Origin of the sequence: Vibrio renipiscarius, assembly GCF_000827885.1 — a bacterium.
Taxonomy (GTDB): Bacteria; Pseudomonadota; Gammaproteobacteria; order Enterobacterales; family Vibrionaceae; genus Vibrio; species Vibrio renipiscarius.
Genome location: NZ_JTKH01000024.1, coordinates 799,182 through 814,413 on the forward strand (window position 1 = coordinate 799,182; position 15,232 = coordinate 814,413).

A 15,232-nucleotide genomic window follows, 5' to 3' on the forward strand; every position below is an offset into this window, starting at 1 on the left:
AATGATCTTGATTCGGTTAGTATTTTTCGTTCGCCATATCTTCCGCCATTTTCTGGAAGTCGATTTTGGGCTTACTTTCTACTACTACTGGGGCTTTTTCTGCTTGCTTGGTCACAGTATGAAGCAGCTGCTGTTTTGTTTGTTCATTGCTTAAGCTGATGAAGCTGGTGGAGAGTTGCAAAACAATCACCACGGATGCCAAACAGTAAAATGCCATAGAGATATGTTGTCTCATTGTTATTCCTTATCGTGTTTAACCACTTCATTACTCATCACGCTTTTACGCGGAGCTCTTGGTGTGTTTGAGCGCGATTTTTTGCTTTTTTGGCTACGAACTTGTTTCACCCAGTTTTTATTGAAGATCAGGAAATCCGTCATCGCATTGATTGGGCAAAGGCTTTGACACCAAGGACGTCGAACCACGAGAGAGGTCAAAATAATCATGACGGTTAATACGAACAGGTACATGCCACCAATCATGCCAAACGCAATACCAAACGGTTCATACACGAAAGCCGCAGGGCTGCGGAAATAAGCCCCTAAGCACAGAGTGATTAAAAGCAGTACGCGAGGAAACCAGACAAAAAACGAGTGACGCACCGGTGAAGATTTTGCATTGCCGACTTTCGCTAAACACTGCTGCACGGCCCCAAAAGGGCATAAACTTTGGCAGTAGACGTTACGATTATAATAAAAGATATAACCGATGCTGAGTGCCAATAAGATAAATGGCGTGTAGTTGGCGACGCCTGAAATCCACGAACCGTAAAGTAACCCCCCCATGGTCGAAGCGGAATACAACGAGGCAGAATGAAAGCCAAAGATAAGCGTGGAAACGGCCAGTAAGGTAACGTTCATTTTTACTTTGTGTTCAGAACGCGTGCGGTTCACCCAAACGGCTACAGCAAACAAGACAAGTGCAGCCGCGTCGAGCCATTTAAAATAGCTCCAAGTTGAGGCTTGCTCCGATAAACGATAACCGTAGATCGCCTCACGAACCGGATCAGCAGCTTGGTCAAGTGCATGGGAGTAAGCATCTGAGGTGAGCGTGGCGCCAGAAATCGCATCAATGTGAATCGCCGTTTTTATGTTTTTTCCGAGCAAAGATTCAGGCAGCTTTTCTTCAACAATTTTAGCGAAATAAGAAGAGGTTTCTTTTGAAGAAAGAAGCGAAATGGTTTCGACAACACCGGATTGCGTGAATACAGCGCCGATGGTTAATTCACCACCATAGCCAATACCGTTGCCAAAACTTACCCATTTTTCGGCTTTTGGTTCGCCATCGGTGTTTGATTGCGTTGAATGGGCTTCAGAAGACGAGCTGACGATTTGGTATAAATTAGGCGACACTTCAACCACTTCTTGGCCGGCTGAGGTGATGTGCTCAAAAAACTGTGCTTGTGAATTGTTTGGTCGCAATCCGCCTAGATACCATGCGACGATCAGTAGACAGATCGAAAAAACGCTGAGGAATTTTTCGAGGTTTTTGTTTCTATTCGGTGTTTTTGATTTTTTTATTGCCATAGAGAAATAGACAAGCCACAAAATGAGATTCTTGTGGCTTGCTCCTTAATATATTACTCATTCATGATGAATGGGATCAGTGTGCGGTTTTTGGTTTTAGTGCAATCAGCACGCGCAATAAAATCGCACCGCCGATGATAAGCCCTGTGCCGGCAAAGCCTAGGAAGTACCAACCGGCTAAGCCTTCGTTTTCACCCAGTAAGGTAAACGCACCTGCGATGGTCAGCACAATCGATGCCCACCAACCGCCGACTAAGGCCCATTTCCACCAGTTCATACCAAGGTTGAACTGTTTTGCCCATTGATTCGCACCGGCAAAAACCAGTACCTGCATTGCACCAAACGCCATCCAAAATAATGGATCAAGTACAGTTGATTGTGGAAACATTAGAAGCCCTCCCAGTTACCATCGTATTCCCAAGTTTTTTCAACCTTGAGGTAATTCTCGCTGCGCATCCATTCTGGTGGTTGGTGGTAGCCGGCAAAACGACCGCCGTTCCAATCGCCGTGATAAGCCTCTGCTTCTGGGTAGTAGAAGAAGTTGTGTTGCATCGCGAGCAGCGTTTTGCGCGTAATACCGGTTGGATCGCGAGGATCGGTCTCTTTGACCAAGGCGTGAATCCAGTTGTTTTTACGGGTGTAAGGACAAACGGCAATACACACACGACAACCCATCGCGGTTTCAGTTGGGCCTTGACGCCACATGGTCCAGCAGCTGTCTTGGTTAAAGTCGAACTTACGGTAGCCACGAACAATGGCATCCGGTTTGTCGGCTGTGCTGATTGAGCCACTTGGGCATGAATCCGCACAAATCTTACACTCTTCGCAGAAGTGCTTAACCTTGGTATCGATAGGTCTGTCAGCTTCGAGATCAAGCTCGGTAATCACAGCCGCAAGACGAATGTTTGGCCCTAATTCTGGGGTCAGCAAAATGCCGTTACGTGCTGCTTCACCCATACCCGCTTGAATCGCCAGCGGTGGCACTACGATTTCGTAATCAGAACCCGGCCATTGTGGGCGAGCAGCGTAACCAAGCTCGCCAAGGAATGCAGCCATTAAGCCAGAAGCATTTTTTGCACGGAAGTAACCATCGTAAGAGGTCGAATAACCAATCGCCGCGTACATTGGGTCCCAGTTCATTGGGGTGCCAAAGATGATGACGTTCTTCCAGTGTTTTGGAATCGATTCATCCCAATCAGGCATGCCGCGCATGGTGTTTTTAAACACAAAGTTCGGGTCCATCTTGGTGATGCCCACGATACTCATGCCAAATTTAAAGGCCATTTTTTTGATCAAATCTGAAGCATGTTTCGGCGATTTAAATTCTTGCTTTGTGCGCTTAACCCACTGGAAATCCACGTCATCTGGGTGGCCTTTCGGGCTTGGTGGGAAGTCACTTTTCACCCCACGCATATACGCGGCAGAGTAGGCCCAACCAAGCGCAAAGCGAGAGCGGTGTTGCTCAAAGTTTTGTGCGTGTTCGGCTTTCTCTTCAAAGGATTGGTACATGTCTGCCCAACGCTCTGGGTAGCGTGAATAGTATTCACGTACACGGTCGTTAGGAATGTCACGCCAGTCATGGGTTGGTATCCAACCGTTTTTCATTTCAGCGCCAAGTACTCGGGTGCGGTGAAACAAAAAATCGCTCCATTCTGGGCGAATAAGCTCTCCCGCCACTTCCATCGTTGGGGCAACGTCAACGCGAAACGGTTCGCGGTTAAAGTACATGTCGTGACCTGATTCGGTGCGGCCCCAGCCAACATTCGCATCAGGATCGCGACCCAAAACAAAGCCTGCACCGGCAGCCGCGCCGATGGTGGCCGTGGCAGCCGCGGCGCCGCCCAATTTTAAGAAATCGCGTCGAGACGTATCGGCTACGCCTGATTCAATTTTTTCGTTCACAGTAACTCCAGCGTTTTAATTATATTTCGACCACATCAAGGCTCAGCGCTTTGTTTATTGTATTTAGCTGCTCTCGATAGGTAATTTTGTAGTGTGCTGCCAGCTTGTTCAGCTCAACCATCACCAGCTGAGCCTCTGCCCATCGCTTGGCATGGAAGTGACAGAGGAACAGTTGCTCAAGGCACCATTCATCGTGAGGTTCAAAAATCAGCAGTTGTTGAATGTCTTCTTCTAGCTCGGCATAACAACCAAGGTCTGCCTTTACTCGTGCCCGAATATTGACCACATCGTAACTTTCAGGTTTGAGTAATAAGTAGTGATCAAGAGCGTTGAGTGCTTCTTCAAGGCGACCGTTTTGATGCGCAGTAATACCCGCAAGGCGCACCAACTCAATGGACGAGATGTCGTGGTCAAATGCGGCATTGATCCACTGATCGGCTTTGTCATTTTGACCCAGTGCTAGGTATGAGCTGACGGCGGTAATGTAAGTGGAGACTAACGATTTATCGCAAGCGAAAGCTCGCTCTGCGAAGTCCGCCGCCTGCTCAAATTTGCTGTCTTGGTAATAAAGACCGGCGAGATTTTGATAACCCCCAATAAAGCCTGGTGCGACCTCAATACTACGTTCGAATTGTTCAATGGCCAATTCACGTTCATTGAGGTAGAGATAGTTGAAGCCAAGGTGGCAATAAACCATCGGGTTTTGGTCATTTGCGCTGATCGACTCCTCAAGCATGGCTTTGGCCATCTCGTAGTCGCCCAATTGCTGATACACCAATCCGCATTTCGATTTGAATTCATCGATATTGAGTAACGATTTGTATCGATTGGTCACAACCATGGCAAGTTGACACATTTGCGCCGCCATCAAGGTTTCAAAGAGAAATTGCAGCTGTTCTTGTGTGATAGAAAGGGATTCAAATATGTCACTCAGGACAAGAGTAAAGCTCTCATGCTCTAGCCAGTCGAGTTGATTTTTGTCTTGTTCTTGGCCTTTTTTGGCAAATTGCGCGCTTAAAAACATCAAACGATCGTTAAGCTTTGGCTCAACGTCGGCCTGTAAAGGAAGAGAAGGGATTTGGCTATTGAGATATTGGTATAGTTCGAGCCACTTGCTGCTGATCATGCATAACGTCCTACTTAAATTTCAGCGCTAATATTGAGTATTCTGTAAATGGTCAAAAGGTCGTTTTTACCCATAAAGTGGTAGTTTTATACCCTTTGCAGGCAAACATGATTTTGATCAATAGAATTCACAAGTCGCGCCCGCCGGATGTGTGGCGGGGTACGCGTAAGAAGATGTTGGCGGGAATGGTAAGCTGACTGCGATTTATCGCGATAAAAAATGCGATTGGTAGAATTTCGGTGTGACCGCTAACTTCCGTTTAAATTGGCGTTGGAAATGCGCTTGGTCAGAAAAACCCAGTTGTAAGGCGACATCGGAAATTGTTTGGCCAGATTTCAACATCTGTTTGGCGCGTTTTATTTTCTCATCGATTAAATAAGCATGCGGAGGTAAACCAAACTGGTGTTTAAACGATCGCACCAATTGGTAACGGCTGATGCCTGCGGTATCGGCCAGAGATTGGAGTTGGTGATTGTGGCTGATTTGATCTAGCAATGTGTCACGCACATGAGCAAGGCAAGGACGCGATGGGTGGGCGGGTTCAATCGGCGCAGTATGAGATGAAAAACATTCTGCAATAAATTCAAATAAACACACCTCGGCCTGCAATCGGCTGGTGCCATTAGAGAGCGCGTTAAATAGAGTGTTGAATTGGTGTTGTAAAAGGTCGCTTCGTTCTACATCATGGGGGAACGGCGTGTATTGGGCGGATTGTTTGGGCAGGACTTCTTGCTGCATCTCACCCATCTTTATCGCGTCAACAAACAACATTCGATAAGACCAAGCGCCATGGCGAGTGACGCCGCTTTCTGGGTTGCATGAATGCACATCCAAAGGGTTAATGGTGACAAGATCCCCTTGCTCGACGCGATAGTTGTTGCCCCGATTGCAGTAGGTCGCAATACCACTGTCGACCATGCCAAAAGAGAACTCATCATGGGAGTGGGCTTGATAGCAAGCCGAGCTTTGATTGGCGATTCTGAGCTCTATCCAAGGCAATAACGTACTTTGAGTGAATTGGACACTGTTATCTTGTTTCATCTTCCTTTATGCCCCTTTCTACCTATCCATTAGGTTTACATCCACATTGCGCCGACAGAGATCGCCAAGAGAACGGCCATGACACGATTAAACAGGCGATAGCGCTGAGTATTATTGAGTGTCTTGGTGAGCAGTCGCCCAATGACGGCCCAAATACCGACGCCAATTAAGCATAAAACTAACGAAATACCGGTAAACAATAACAGCGATAACGACTCGTTCTCTTGCCCTATAACATAAAGGCTCACGCCTGACATGGCAACTAACCACGCTTTCGGGTTGAGTATTTGAGTGAGTGATCCCGTCCAGAATCCGGATTGTTGAGTGGATGCTGATTTAATACCTGTGACGGGCGCTGTGTAGATTTTGTAAGCCAAATAGAAGATAAACCCGCTCCCAATGATTTGCATGGTGGTGGCGAGTTGCGGGATCAGCGTTGTGACGGTTTGCATCATACTGCCCGTTAAAAACACGACCAGAGCGTAGGCCAACGAGGCTCCGCTGACGAATTTCGCTGCGACTTGCTTACCATGATTGATCGCCGTGCTGGTGGCGAGAAGGTTGACGGGGCCAGGCGTGGTTGAGCCGACGAAAGCAAACGCAACCATAGAAAAAATAAGACTATTCATTTCACAATCCTTTGTTTGAAGCCAATACGATAGCGTACAAATCGAGGATGATATTGAACAAAATTGCAGCGCCAGTATAAGGATTAACGGCTTTGATGTTATTTTTACCCTCTAAGGCGTGTTTTATTAGCAATCAAAGCGGGTAAAGTCGCCTTTAGACGTGTTTTTTTGCAGGTTTTTGCATCAATATTAACGTGACCTATATCACCTTATCATTGAATCAGCTAGAATAGCGCCCACATTCAATATGACCTTTTTTAACAGTATCTCGAAAGTGAATTAAGAGCTTGTTATTAAAAGAAATTTACTTCGAGGGCACTGCTATCATAAGTACAAATAATATCACCATGCAATTTGGTGCTGAGCCATTGTTTGAAAACATTTCAGCAAAGTTCGGTAACGGCAACCGCTACGGCCTTATTGGCGCAAACGGCTGTGGTAAGTCAACATTCATGAAAATCCTTAGCGGCGCATTGACGCCAAGCTCAGGTAACGTTTCTGTGACGCCAGGACTGAAACTGGGCGTACTAAGCCAAGATCAGTTCGCTTTTGAGCAACACAACGTGATTGATGTTGTGATCATGGGCGACCGTAAACTGTGGGAAGTGAAGCAAGAGCGCGAACGCATCTATTCACTACCAGAGATGAGCGAAGAAGACGGCATGAAAGTGGCTGAACTTGAAAGCGAGTTCGCTGAGATGGATGGCTACACCGCAGAAAGCCGCGCGGGTGATATTTTGCTACAAGCAGGTATTGAAGAAGAGTTTCATTTTGGTTTGATGCAGCAAGTTGCACCAGGTTGGAAATTGCGTGTGCTATTGGCTCAAGCACTGTTCGCCAATCCAGATATCTTGCTTCTTGACGAACCAACCAACAACTTGGACATCCACACCATTAACTGGTTGGCTGAAGAGCTGAACCAACGTAAGTGTACGATGATCATTATCTCGCACGACCGTCACTTCTTGAACTCTGTGTGTACGCACATGGCGGATATCGACTACGGCGAGTTGCGCATCTACCCGGGTAACTACGAGTACTTCCTTGAAGCATCCGGTTTGATTCGTGAGCAATTGCTGTCTTCAAACGCGAAAAAAGCAGCTGAAATCAGTGAACTGCAAGACTTCGTAAACCGCTTTGGTGCGAACGCATCTAAAGCGAAGCAAGCAAGTTCACGTGCAAAGAAAATGGATAAAATCCAACTTGATGAAGTAAAATCAAGTAGCCGTATTAGCCCATCAATCGATTTCGGTGAAGGTAAAAAACTGCACCGTTTAGCGCTTGAATTGCAAGATATTGGTCATGCATTTGGCGATGAGTTATTGTTTGAAAAAGGTAATCTACTGCTTGAAGCGGGCACACGCCTTGCGGTTATCGGTGAAAACGGTGTGGGTAAAACGACGTTACTGCGCTGCCTTGTGAGTGAGCTAGAGCAAACTCAAGGCGTGGTAAAATGGTCAGAAAACGCATCGATCGGTTACTGCCCACAAGACAGCACCGCGGATTTTGACAACGATCTGACGATCTTTGAGTGGATTTCACAGTGGCGCACAGTGAAGCACAATGATTTGATGGTTCGTGGTATTTTGGGTCGTCTACTCTTTACTGCTGACGATGCAAACAAACAAGCGAAGAACTGTTCAGGTGGTGAGAAGAACCGCTTACTATTTGGTAAGTTAATGATGCAAGATATCAATGTGCTGGTAATGGATGAACCAACCAACCACATGGATATGGAAGCGATTGAAGCACTGAATAGCGCACTTAAAGTTTATACAGGTACATTGATTTTTGTCAGCCACGACCGTGAATTTGTTTCGTCTTTGGCTACGTCTATTATTGATGTAAAAGGCAAGAAGTTAGTGAACTTCCAAGGTACATTTGACGAGTACATGGCTCATCAAAAAAAAGTACTGACCGCAGCATAATGACGTGATGGCGTTGAACAACGTCTATTCGCTGTTATGAATTAACACTTGGTGGCTTGCCCTTTGGCGTGCCACTAATAATGAAGGAAGCGCTCATGAATGAAGAATTTATGACCGATGAAGAAAGAATTGAACTGCAGCAGAACAATCCGCTGCACGGCCTAAAATTGGAAGACATGCTGCAGCAGCTTGTTGATCAGTACGGCTGGGTAATTCTAGATACCGCAATGCGCATGAACTGCTTTAACACTAAGCCTACGATTGCCAGCAGTGTGAAGTATCTGAAAAAGACAGAATGGGCTCGTGAACGAGTAGAAAACTTCTATTTGTACCGTTTTAAGCGCATGCCTAAAGCGTCAGAGTATGAATACAACTTGCCACCACGCGCTCGTACATTCCCGCATGGTTTGACTCCGCGTGAGCCAATGGAATTGACGGTTGAGTCTCTTTTAGCTTCTCAAGCGAAAGCGGCGTCTGCGCATAAAGAACGCGCATCAAGACAACGTGCAGAGCGCGCTCGTTTCCATCGTCGCTAGTTATCGCCAGTGGCGGTTTTGAATGGCATGACGTCGTCATTGCTCTTTGATTCCCGTTCAAAACGTCGAAAAGCCAAACGTAAATCGTTTGGCTTTTTTGTGCCTGTTTTTCGTCGAAGCGATCATATAGATGCAAGGTGAACTTAGATCCAAGACGAACGTAGCCACTTTTCATTTGATTGAACACGCCTCTTAAATTGACCTTAAAGTACGCTCATTTCTTTTTCGTGGTTAACACCTTATCTCGTGATCATGGGTGAATATTTGGCTCATTGAATGGGCGTTAATAGGCACATTCATCTGGCCACATAGCCCGACCGATTGGGTGGTTTAGCGTGTGATTTTTCAGGGTGATTTCTCACCCTGTGATTTTGTTGGTTTTAGGTATTATGGCGAAAATGTAAGCATCCAAGTGCACTTGCTTTTCATTTTATTCTCATTAAATGAGATGAAATTGGCTATAATATGCTGCAAATTCTTATTTTTTGAGAATGCGAGGGGTTTGCTTACTAGTAATGTCCGGCATCAGAAGGCAACCTAAATATTCGAGTTATAGATCACATTATGAATCTGTGATGCAGGGAATGAGAAAAAGGAAGAAAGAGATCATATGAATCAGGTTATATCTGTCGGCCCACAGGAGTCGTTTTTAGTCGCAATTTTCGTTCTATTTTTAGGTCAATTCATTAATGCGAAACTGCCGATACTAAAAAAATTCAATATTCCTGAACCGATTGTCGGTGGCTTGATCGTCGCGTGTGCAATTACGAGCTTGCACTTCCAAGGAATCGATTTAGTTTTTGATTTGCCATTGCAAAACACCTTTATGTTGATGTTTTTCGCCACGGTAGGTTTGGCGGCAAATTATACTCAGTTGATCAAAGGTGGCGTTAAAGTCTTTTTGTTTCTAGCAGTAGCCTCTGTTTACATCCTAATCCAAAACGCGGTAGGTGTGTCGCTTGCGAGCATGTTCGGCTTAGACCCACTAATGGGATTGATCGCCGGTTCGATTACCCTTTCTGGTGGTCATGGTACGGGCGCTGCGTGGTCACAAACGTTCCAAGACGTGTACGGACTGGATAACGTATTAGAAATCGCGATGGCCTCAGCAACCTTTGGTTTGATCATGGGCGGCATTATTGGCAGTCCTGTTGCTCAGCGTTTAATTGAGAAGCGCAAATTAGAATCCGACTACGGCCATACGAATCAAACGCACCAAGAGTTTCCTGAGTTGGTGACGTACAACGAACATGAAGAAGATCGTGTCACGGCGAAGAAAGTCATCGAAAGCTTAGCGCTGATTCTATTTTGTGTGGTTGGTGCTGGTTACGTAGAAGAGTGGGTGAGTTTATTTGGCATTAAATGGCTGATGATCCCAGATTTTGTTTACGCCTTGTTTATCGGTGTTGTCATCACGAATACGCTGGAAGTGACCAAAGTACGTAAGCTAGATCTAGAAACCGTCGATATTCTTGGCACTGTGTCACTGGCGCTGTTCTTAGCGATGGCATTGATGAGCCTGAAATTGTGGAACATTTTTGACTTAGCGATTCCGTTCCTTATCATTCTTGGCGTGCAATCGACGATTCTGGCGGTATTTGCTTACCACGTAACATTCCGTATCATGGGCAGTAATTACGATGCGGCGGTGATTGCAAGTGGTCATTGTGGCTTTGGCCTAGGCGCAACGCCTACTGCGGTCATGAATATGGGCTCAATCGTGAGTCGCCATGGTCCATCACCACAAGCGTTTATGGTGGTGCCAATCGTGGGCGCATTCTTTATCGATATCGTCAACTTAATGATTCTACAAGGTTGCATTGCTTTTATTCATTAATGCCCCAGTAGAGTGCGATGAAAGACAGGTTTAGGCCTGTCTTTTTCTATTTTGGCGGCAACAAAAAGCGCATTGAATGCGAATGATGCAGTCGTCAGTGCAACTCAAGAGAAAAGCAGGATATACTGTTACTGTATCTATGATTTAAAGGCAACTTATGAGCGACTCATCTACTGTAACTGTTCCACAAGATCCAATGGCACGCTTTGATGCATTTTTTAAAGCGATTATTGAAAGCAAAAAAATCTGGCTATTGATTGATGAGCACGGAAGTGTATTGCTGAACACGGATGATGAAGAATGTGTGCCAGTATGGCCATCTGAAGCGCATGCGCTGCAATGGGCAACGGAAGAATGGGAAGGCTTTACTGCGGAACCGATTTCTCTTGCGAAGTGGAAGAGTCGTTGGACTCGCGGCCTAGAGCAAGACGACCTGTCGTTAGTGGTATTCCCAGACGCTGAAGGTGAAGGCTTAGTGCTTTACCCAGACGAATTTGAAGCTGAAATGATGAAGCGTGAGCGTCGTTAAGAACAGCGATTGAAATACGTCATCATGTGAATGGTCACGATTTTGTTTAAAAGCGGGTGGCATGAAAGTGTCGCCCGTTCTCTTTGTGATTTTCCCCTGAAATACCCCTCTGTCATTCTTCTTTATTCTCTCACGCCCTCAACGATGCTCTCACTCCGTCAACCACGCACAGATGCTCCTTATGGTGGTTGTCTGTTTTGATGTCGATGTTCTTTTGAATCTTTACCTGCATTTGTTAGAATGCCGCCCTTCGCAGGCAGTGCCATGCCTTATCATGCAAGGTTAGAGAGACAAGATGAACGATACACTCACGATGATTGGATTAATTAACCCGAAAAGCCCGGAAAATGTGGGTGCAGTAATGCGCGCGGCGGGATGTTATCAGGCTAATGCCGTCACTTATACGGGTGAGCGTTACGACCGCGCAGTTAAGTTTGCCACGGACACGAAGAGCATGATTCAAAGCATCCCATTAACCGGAGTGGATTCGGTTTTGGATGACTTACCAGCGGATATTAAAGTGGTTTGTGTTGAATTGGCGGAAGGTGCGACACCGTTGCCGTATTTCCAGCACCCAGACAAAGCCATTTATGTGTTTGGCCCTGAAGATGGTTCGATTCCCCAAGAGGTGGCCAATCGCGCGGATCACGTGGTTTATGTACCCACCATTGGTTGTATGAATCTAGCGGCATCGGTCAACGTATTGCTTTATGACCGTTTAGCGAAATCTGAAAATATGATTCAAGGTGACGACTTGATTCGTCGCAGCCGTGATAACAAAAACAAACTGGTGATCAAAGCGGCGAGTTGCGCGGAATAAGCTGTGTTTCGGCTGCGTGATTAGAGTGGGTACTTAGCGGGTATCGATTCTATTCTTTCGTTTGAATCTTTGGTTTCGTATGATTTTCTGGCTTCGTATGAATAAATAAGGGCTTTCACAGAGAAGCCCTTAAGAACAATCAAGACGAGACTAGAGCATCTAGTGTCGGCTACTTATTGCGATTGTCGAGATAAGTATCTTGCAGGATATACATGCGTTTCACATCGCAGTATGCGCCATTAACGAATATCTCTTTGACTAAATGTCCTTCCTCAACAAAGCCACTTTTTTCGTATAGGTGGATGGCTTTTTCATTATTAACCGCGACGTGTAAATAAATCTTATGCAGGTTTAATATCGTAAACGCGTAGTTTAACGCTTTATTAATTAGCTGACGGGCATAGCCGCAACCTTGGTAGTCCGGAGCAATAATGATTTGGAATTCAGCGTTACGGTGAATTGAGTTAAGTTCGACTAATTCGACTAAGCCAATAGATTGCTGCTCCGAATTTTCTGCGATAAAGCGACGCTCGTTGCTGTCGTGAATATGTTTACGAAACAGGTCTTCCAACTCGTAGTAAGATTCATACGGCTCTTCAAACCAATATGACATGATTGAGCGGTTGTTGTTGAGTTGGTGAATGAAGCGAAGGTCTGTTTGCTCAAGAGCGCGTAAGCGGATTTCGTTATCCATGTTACTTTCCATTTATGAATTAAATAATGCATGCGGCATAGATTGCAGAGAATTATGCTGCGACGGAAACATAGCACTATTGCTTGAAGCAGGGAATCAAATTTATGCGGTTCTGGTCATCTCAAACGGTCGTGATTTTTAAAGCAAAACTGACTATTCTTAAGTCGATGAATTTTAGGGTGTATTAAGGCTATGGAAAAGGTCGTCGATTTAAATCATTGGCAAAAAGCGCACGTGAAGTCCCAGGAAGAGCTGCAAGCGTTGTTTGAGGCATTACAGACCCGATTTCACGCTCAGCCTTACTTAGCATTGCCTCAACGTTTGCAGTTATTAAAGCAGCTTAAGGAGGCGTTAGTTAGCCACCAGGCGGCGCTGCTTGAGGGGCTCAATGACGATTATGGTTATCGCAGTGAGTTTGATAGCACTCTGTGTGACTTGCTGCCATCAATTGAGCACATTCATTATACCTGTAAAAACCTTAAAAAATGGGCCAAACCCTCTCGACGCCGAGCCGGTTTAACGCTTGCTCCTTCACGAATCAAAGTACGTTATCAGCCACTGGGCGTTATCGGGGTGATGGTGCCGTGGAACTTTCCTATTTTCCTAAGTATCGCTCCGGTTGTGACGGCCATTGCCGCGGGAAACCGTGTAATGGTAAAGCTGAGTGAAAATACCCCTCACACCAACCAAGTTCTGAGTAAAATTTTTGCCCAGCTTGATCACCACGTGTGTGCGATAGAAGGGGATGTCGGCATCTCGCAACACTTTTCGCAGCTGCCGTTTGACCATTTGTTGTTTACGGGGTCTACCAAGGTAGGCCGACTGGTGGCGGAGCAAGCCGCTAAAAATCTCACGCCAGTGACGCTGGAACTTGGCGGAAAATCACCGGTGATTATCGCACCCGATGCCGATATTGATCACGTCGCATCGATAGTGTTGATGGGGAAATCACTGAATGCGGGGCAGATTTGTGTCGCACCAGACTATGTATTGTTGCCTGAAGATAAACAGCAAGCGTTTGTGGAAAGCTACCTGAGGCAGTATCGGCAAGCGTATTTGAATCAGCCCCAAGAATTAGGCATGACGCGGATCATCAACCAAGCGCAGTTTGAGCGCTTAACGAGTTATGTTGATGACGCCAAATTAAAAGGTGGCAAGGTGTATACGATTGACGATGTTGATTTGGCTGAGTGTGAAATGCAGCCCCATCTCATCACAACGCTAAGCGATGACATGTGGGTAACGGAAGAGGAAATCTTTGGTCCGATTTTGCCTATTATCGGCTATCGTCACGTCAATCAAGCATTGGAATACATTGGTAATCGACCGCGCCCGCTTGCGATTTATTTGATGAGTCGAGATCAACAACTCATTGAGCAAGTGAGCCAACAAACGCACAGCGGCGGGTTGTGTATTAACGATGCTCTATTGCATGTCTCTGCTCATGACGCGCCTTTTGGCGGCATCGGCGATTCTGGCATGGGGCATTATCATGGGGTGGAAGGTTTTCGTCGCCTGTCTCATGCTAAAACCGTATTGAGCACGCCGAGTTGGTTGCCCCGCGCTCGATGGATTATTCACTATCGTGTGTGGATGAAAAAAGCGTTGGCGGCCATGTTCATTAAATAAACAGGCATCAAATAAAAAGGTATTAAATAAACAGGCATCAGATAAATAGGCATTAAGTAAAAAAATCAGGCCCAATGGGCCTGATTTGATGAGTGCATTTTATATTCTGCCGAGTTACCTCAGTCTTTTAACCCTTAATTACGGCGCTTCAGAGATAGGTTCTGGTGCGTAGTGTGTTGGGTTTAAATTTGTCAGCTCAGGGATAATGGTGGCGACAGTCATGGTTGACCATGTTCCTGCAACAATACCGATGAACATGGTGATCGAGAACCCGAATAGTGGTTCTCCACCCAGTAGCCACAGAGAGGCCACTGAGATTAGGGTTGTCCCCGAGGTGATGAGAGTACGCGACAAGGTATTCAAGATCGCTTGGTTATTCAGCTCAGCGATGGGCAACTTCACATTGGCTCTAAGCAGTTCGCGAATTCGGTCAGAGATGATGATCGAGTCATTCAGTGAATAACCCAACACCGCCAGCAGTGCGGCCAGTACGGTGAGGTTAAACTCCATTCCTGTTAGCGAGAAGAAGCCGAGCAGAATAAACACATCGTGCATTAGCGCCAGTAAGGCTCCGGATGCGAGACGCCATTCAAAACGGAAACTCAGATAAGCCAAGATCACCATGAGCGTGATCATCACCGCGAGGCCACCTTGCTCGGCCAGTTCTTGCCCCACTTGTGGGCCGACTAAACTGACATTAATCATTTCCACATTGTCTGAAAAGCTAGCAAGTAGCTGACGAATTTCAGGCTGCTGTTGGATGTCTTCGGTTGCGGCATAACGGAGCATCCATTGACCGTCATCACCGGTTGATACGACGGAGACAGGCTGGTGCAGAGCCGCTTCTAGCTTGGTTTGAATCTGCGACGCAGTTAGGCTGGTATCTAAACGCACTTCACTGATCATACCGCCGGTAAAATCCAAACCGAAATTAAGGCCTTTGGTCGCGAGTGAAAAAATCGACACCAAGATCAAAAGGCAAGAAATGAAGCTACCGGCATGACGCCATTTGGTTAGTTGTTTATTGGTAATCATAA

The 15,232-nt window shown here is 46.0% G+C and carries 15 protein-coding genes; 6 read left to right on the forward strand and 9 right to left on the reverse strand.

Annotated features, from left to right (window positions below):
- Nucleotides 1-16: 16 nt before the first annotated feature.
- From OJ16_RS17185 to OJ16_RS17215, 7 genes are all read right to left on the reverse strand, one after another.
- A complete protein-coding gene (locus OJ16_RS17185) occupies nucleotides 17-235 on the reverse strand; it encodes a hypothetical protein (RefSeq protein WP_040992466.1) in 219 nt (72 codons plus the stop codon).
- A gap of 2 nt (nucleotides 236-237) precedes the next feature.
- Nucleotides 238-1,524, reverse strand: a complete 1,287-nt coding sequence (locus tag OJ16_RS17190; RefSeq protein WP_236688450.1) for an FMN-binding protein — start codon at nucleotides 1,522-1,524, stop codon at nucleotides 238-240.
- A gap of 76 nt (nucleotides 1,525-1,600) precedes the next feature.
- Nucleotides 1,601-1,912, reverse strand: coding sequence for a hypothetical protein (locus OJ16_RS17195; RefSeq protein WP_040992468.1), 312 nt, complete (start codon nucleotides 1,910-1,912; stop codon nucleotides 1,601-1,603).
- Complete coding sequence (locus tag OJ16_RS17200) at nucleotides 1,912-3,426, reverse strand: 4Fe-4S dicluster domain-containing protein (protein ID WP_040992470.1); 1,515 nt, start codon at nucleotides 3,424-3,426, stop codon at nucleotides 1,912-1,914. Before OJ16_RS17200 ends, OJ16_RS17195 begins: the two co-directional genes overlap by 1 nt.
- A 19-nt stretch (nucleotides 3,427-3,445) precedes the next feature.
- Complete coding sequence (locus tag OJ16_RS17205; RefSeq protein WP_040992472.1) at nucleotides 3,446-4,552, reverse strand: tetratricopeptide repeat protein; 1,107 nt, start codon at nucleotides 4,550-4,552, stop codon at nucleotides 3,446-3,448.
- Between the two features lie 204 nt (nucleotides 4,553-4,756).
- Nucleotides 4,757-5,593, reverse strand: a complete 837-nt coding sequence (locus OJ16_RS17210) for a helix-turn-helix domain-containing protein (RefSeq protein ID WP_040992473.1) — start codon at nucleotides 5,591-5,593, stop codon at nucleotides 4,757-4,759.
- A 35-nt stretch (nucleotides 5,594-5,628) separates the two neighbouring features.
- Nucleotides 5,629-6,222, reverse strand: coding sequence for a LysE family translocator (locus OJ16_RS17215; RefSeq protein ID WP_040992475.1), 594 nt, complete (start codon nucleotides 6,220-6,222; stop codon nucleotides 5,629-5,631).
- Nucleotides 6,223-6,545: 323 nt separating this feature from the next.
- Here OJ16_RS17215 and OJ16_RS17220 point away from each other — a divergent pair, with 323 nt between their 5' ends.
- The 5 genes from OJ16_RS17220 to OJ16_RS17240 all read left to right on the forward strand — a co-directional run bounded on the left by OJ16_RS17220 (nucleotide 6,546) and on the right by OJ16_RS17240 (nucleotide 11,872).
- Nucleotides 6,546-8,150: an ABC-F family ATPase gene (locus OJ16_RS17220; RefSeq protein ID WP_082030286.1), complete on the forward strand. Its 1,605-nt coding sequence runs from the start codon at nucleotides 6,546-6,548 to the stop codon at nucleotides 8,148-8,150.
- Between the two features lie 110 nt (nucleotides 8,151-8,260).
- Nucleotides 8,261-8,686, forward strand: coding sequence for a VF530 family protein (locus tag OJ16_RS17225; protein WP_040992754.1), 426 nt, complete (start codon nucleotides 8,261-8,263; stop codon nucleotides 8,684-8,686).
- A gap of 610 nt (nucleotides 8,687-9,296) precedes the next feature.
- The gene (gene gltS / locus OJ16_RS17230) at nucleotides 9,297-10,523 is read left to right on the forward strand and encodes a sodium/glutamate symporter (RefSeq protein ID WP_040992476.1); all 1,227 of its coding nucleotides are present in this window, start codon (nucleotides 9,297-9,299) and stop codon (nucleotides 10,521-10,523) included.
- A gap of 157 nt (nucleotides 10,524-10,680) precedes the next feature.
- Nucleotides 10,681-11,052, forward strand: coding sequence for a DUF2750 domain-containing protein (locus tag OJ16_RS17235; RefSeq protein WP_040992477.1), 372 nt, complete (start codon nucleotides 10,681-10,683; stop codon nucleotides 11,050-11,052).
- 295 nt (nucleotides 11,053-11,347) lie between these two features.
- Nucleotides 11,348-11,872 carry an RNA methyltransferase gene (locus OJ16_RS17240; RefSeq protein WP_040992478.1) on the forward strand — a complete coding sequence of 175 codons (525 nt, stop codon included), beginning with the start codon at nucleotides 11,348-11,350 and terminating at the stop codon, nucleotides 11,870-11,872.
- A 169-nt stretch (nucleotides 11,873-12,041) separates the two neighbouring features.
- Here the strand turns inward: OJ16_RS17240 and speG are convergent, their stop codons facing one another.
- The gene (speG, locus tag OJ16_RS17245) at nucleotides 12,042-12,566 is read right to left on the reverse strand and encodes a spermidine N1-acetyltransferase (RefSeq protein ID WP_040992479.1); all 525 of its coding nucleotides are present in this window, start codon (nucleotides 12,564-12,566) and stop codon (nucleotides 12,042-12,044) included.
- A gap of 192 nt (nucleotides 12,567-12,758) precedes the next feature.
- Here speG and OJ16_RS17250 point away from each other — a divergent pair, with 192 nt between their 5' ends.
- Nucleotides 12,759-14,195, forward strand: coding sequence for a coniferyl aldehyde dehydrogenase (locus OJ16_RS17250; RefSeq protein WP_040992480.1), 1,437 nt, complete (start codon nucleotides 12,759-12,761; stop codon nucleotides 14,193-14,195).
- A 138-nt stretch (nucleotides 14,196-14,333) separates the two neighbouring features.
- Here OJ16_RS17250 and secF read toward each other — a convergent pair whose 3' ends face one another.
- Nucleotides 14,334-15,230 carry a protein translocase subunit SecF gene (gene secF, locus OJ16_RS17255; protein WP_040992481.1) on the reverse strand — a complete coding sequence of 299 codons (897 nt, stop codon included), beginning with the start codon at nucleotides 15,228-15,230 and terminating at the stop codon, nucleotides 14,334-14,336.
- Between the last annotated feature and the right edge of the window lie 2 nt (nucleotides 15,231-15,232).

Coding starts and splice junctions, on each gene's coding strand:
- OJ16_RS17185 (WP_040992466.1), bottom strand. CDS start 235: ATGAGACAACATATCTCTATGGCATTTTACTGTTTGGCATCCGTGGTG.
- OJ16_RS17190 (WP_236688450.1), bottom strand. CDS start 1,524: ATGGCAATAAAAAAATCAAAAACACCGAATAGAAACAAAAACCTCGAA.
- OJ16_RS17195 (WP_040992468.1), bottom strand. CDS start 1,912: ATGTTTCCACAATCAACTGTACTTGATCCATTATTTTGGATGGCGTTT.
- OJ16_RS17205 (WP_040992472.1), bottom strand. CDS start 4,552: ATGATCAGCAGCAAGTGGCTCGAACTATACCAATATCTCAATAGCCAA.
- OJ16_RS17210 (WP_040992473.1), bottom strand. CDS start 5,593: ATGAAACAAGATAACAGTGTCCAATTCACTCAAAGTACGTTATTGCCT.
- OJ16_RS17215 (WP_040992475.1), bottom strand. CDS start 6,222: ATGAATAGTCTTATTTTTTCTATGGTTGCGTTTGCTTTCGTCGGCTCA.
- OJ16_RS17225 (WP_040992754.1), top strand. CDS start 8,261: ATGACCGATGAAGAAAGAATTGAACTGCAGCAGAACAATCCGCTGCAC.
- gltS (WP_040992476.1), top strand. CDS start 9,297: ATGAATCAGGTTATATCTGTCGGCCCACAGGAGTCGTTTTTAGTCGCA.
- OJ16_RS17235 (WP_040992477.1), top strand. CDS start 10,681: ATGAGCGACTCATCTACTGTAACTGTTCCACAAGATCCAATGGCACGC.
- OJ16_RS17240 (WP_040992478.1), top strand. CDS start 11,348: ATGAACGATACACTCACGATGATTGGATTAATTAACCCGAAAAGCCCG.
- speG (WP_040992479.1), bottom strand. CDS start 12,566: ATGGATAACGAAATCCGCTTACGCGCTCTTGAGCAAACAGACCTTCGC.
- OJ16_RS17250 (WP_040992480.1), top strand. CDS start 12,759: ATGGAAAAGGTCGTCGATTTAAATCATTGGCAAAAAGCGCACGTGAAG.
- secF (WP_040992481.1), bottom strand. CDS start 15,230: ATGATTACCAATAAACAACTAACCAAATGGCGTCATGCCGGTAGCTTC.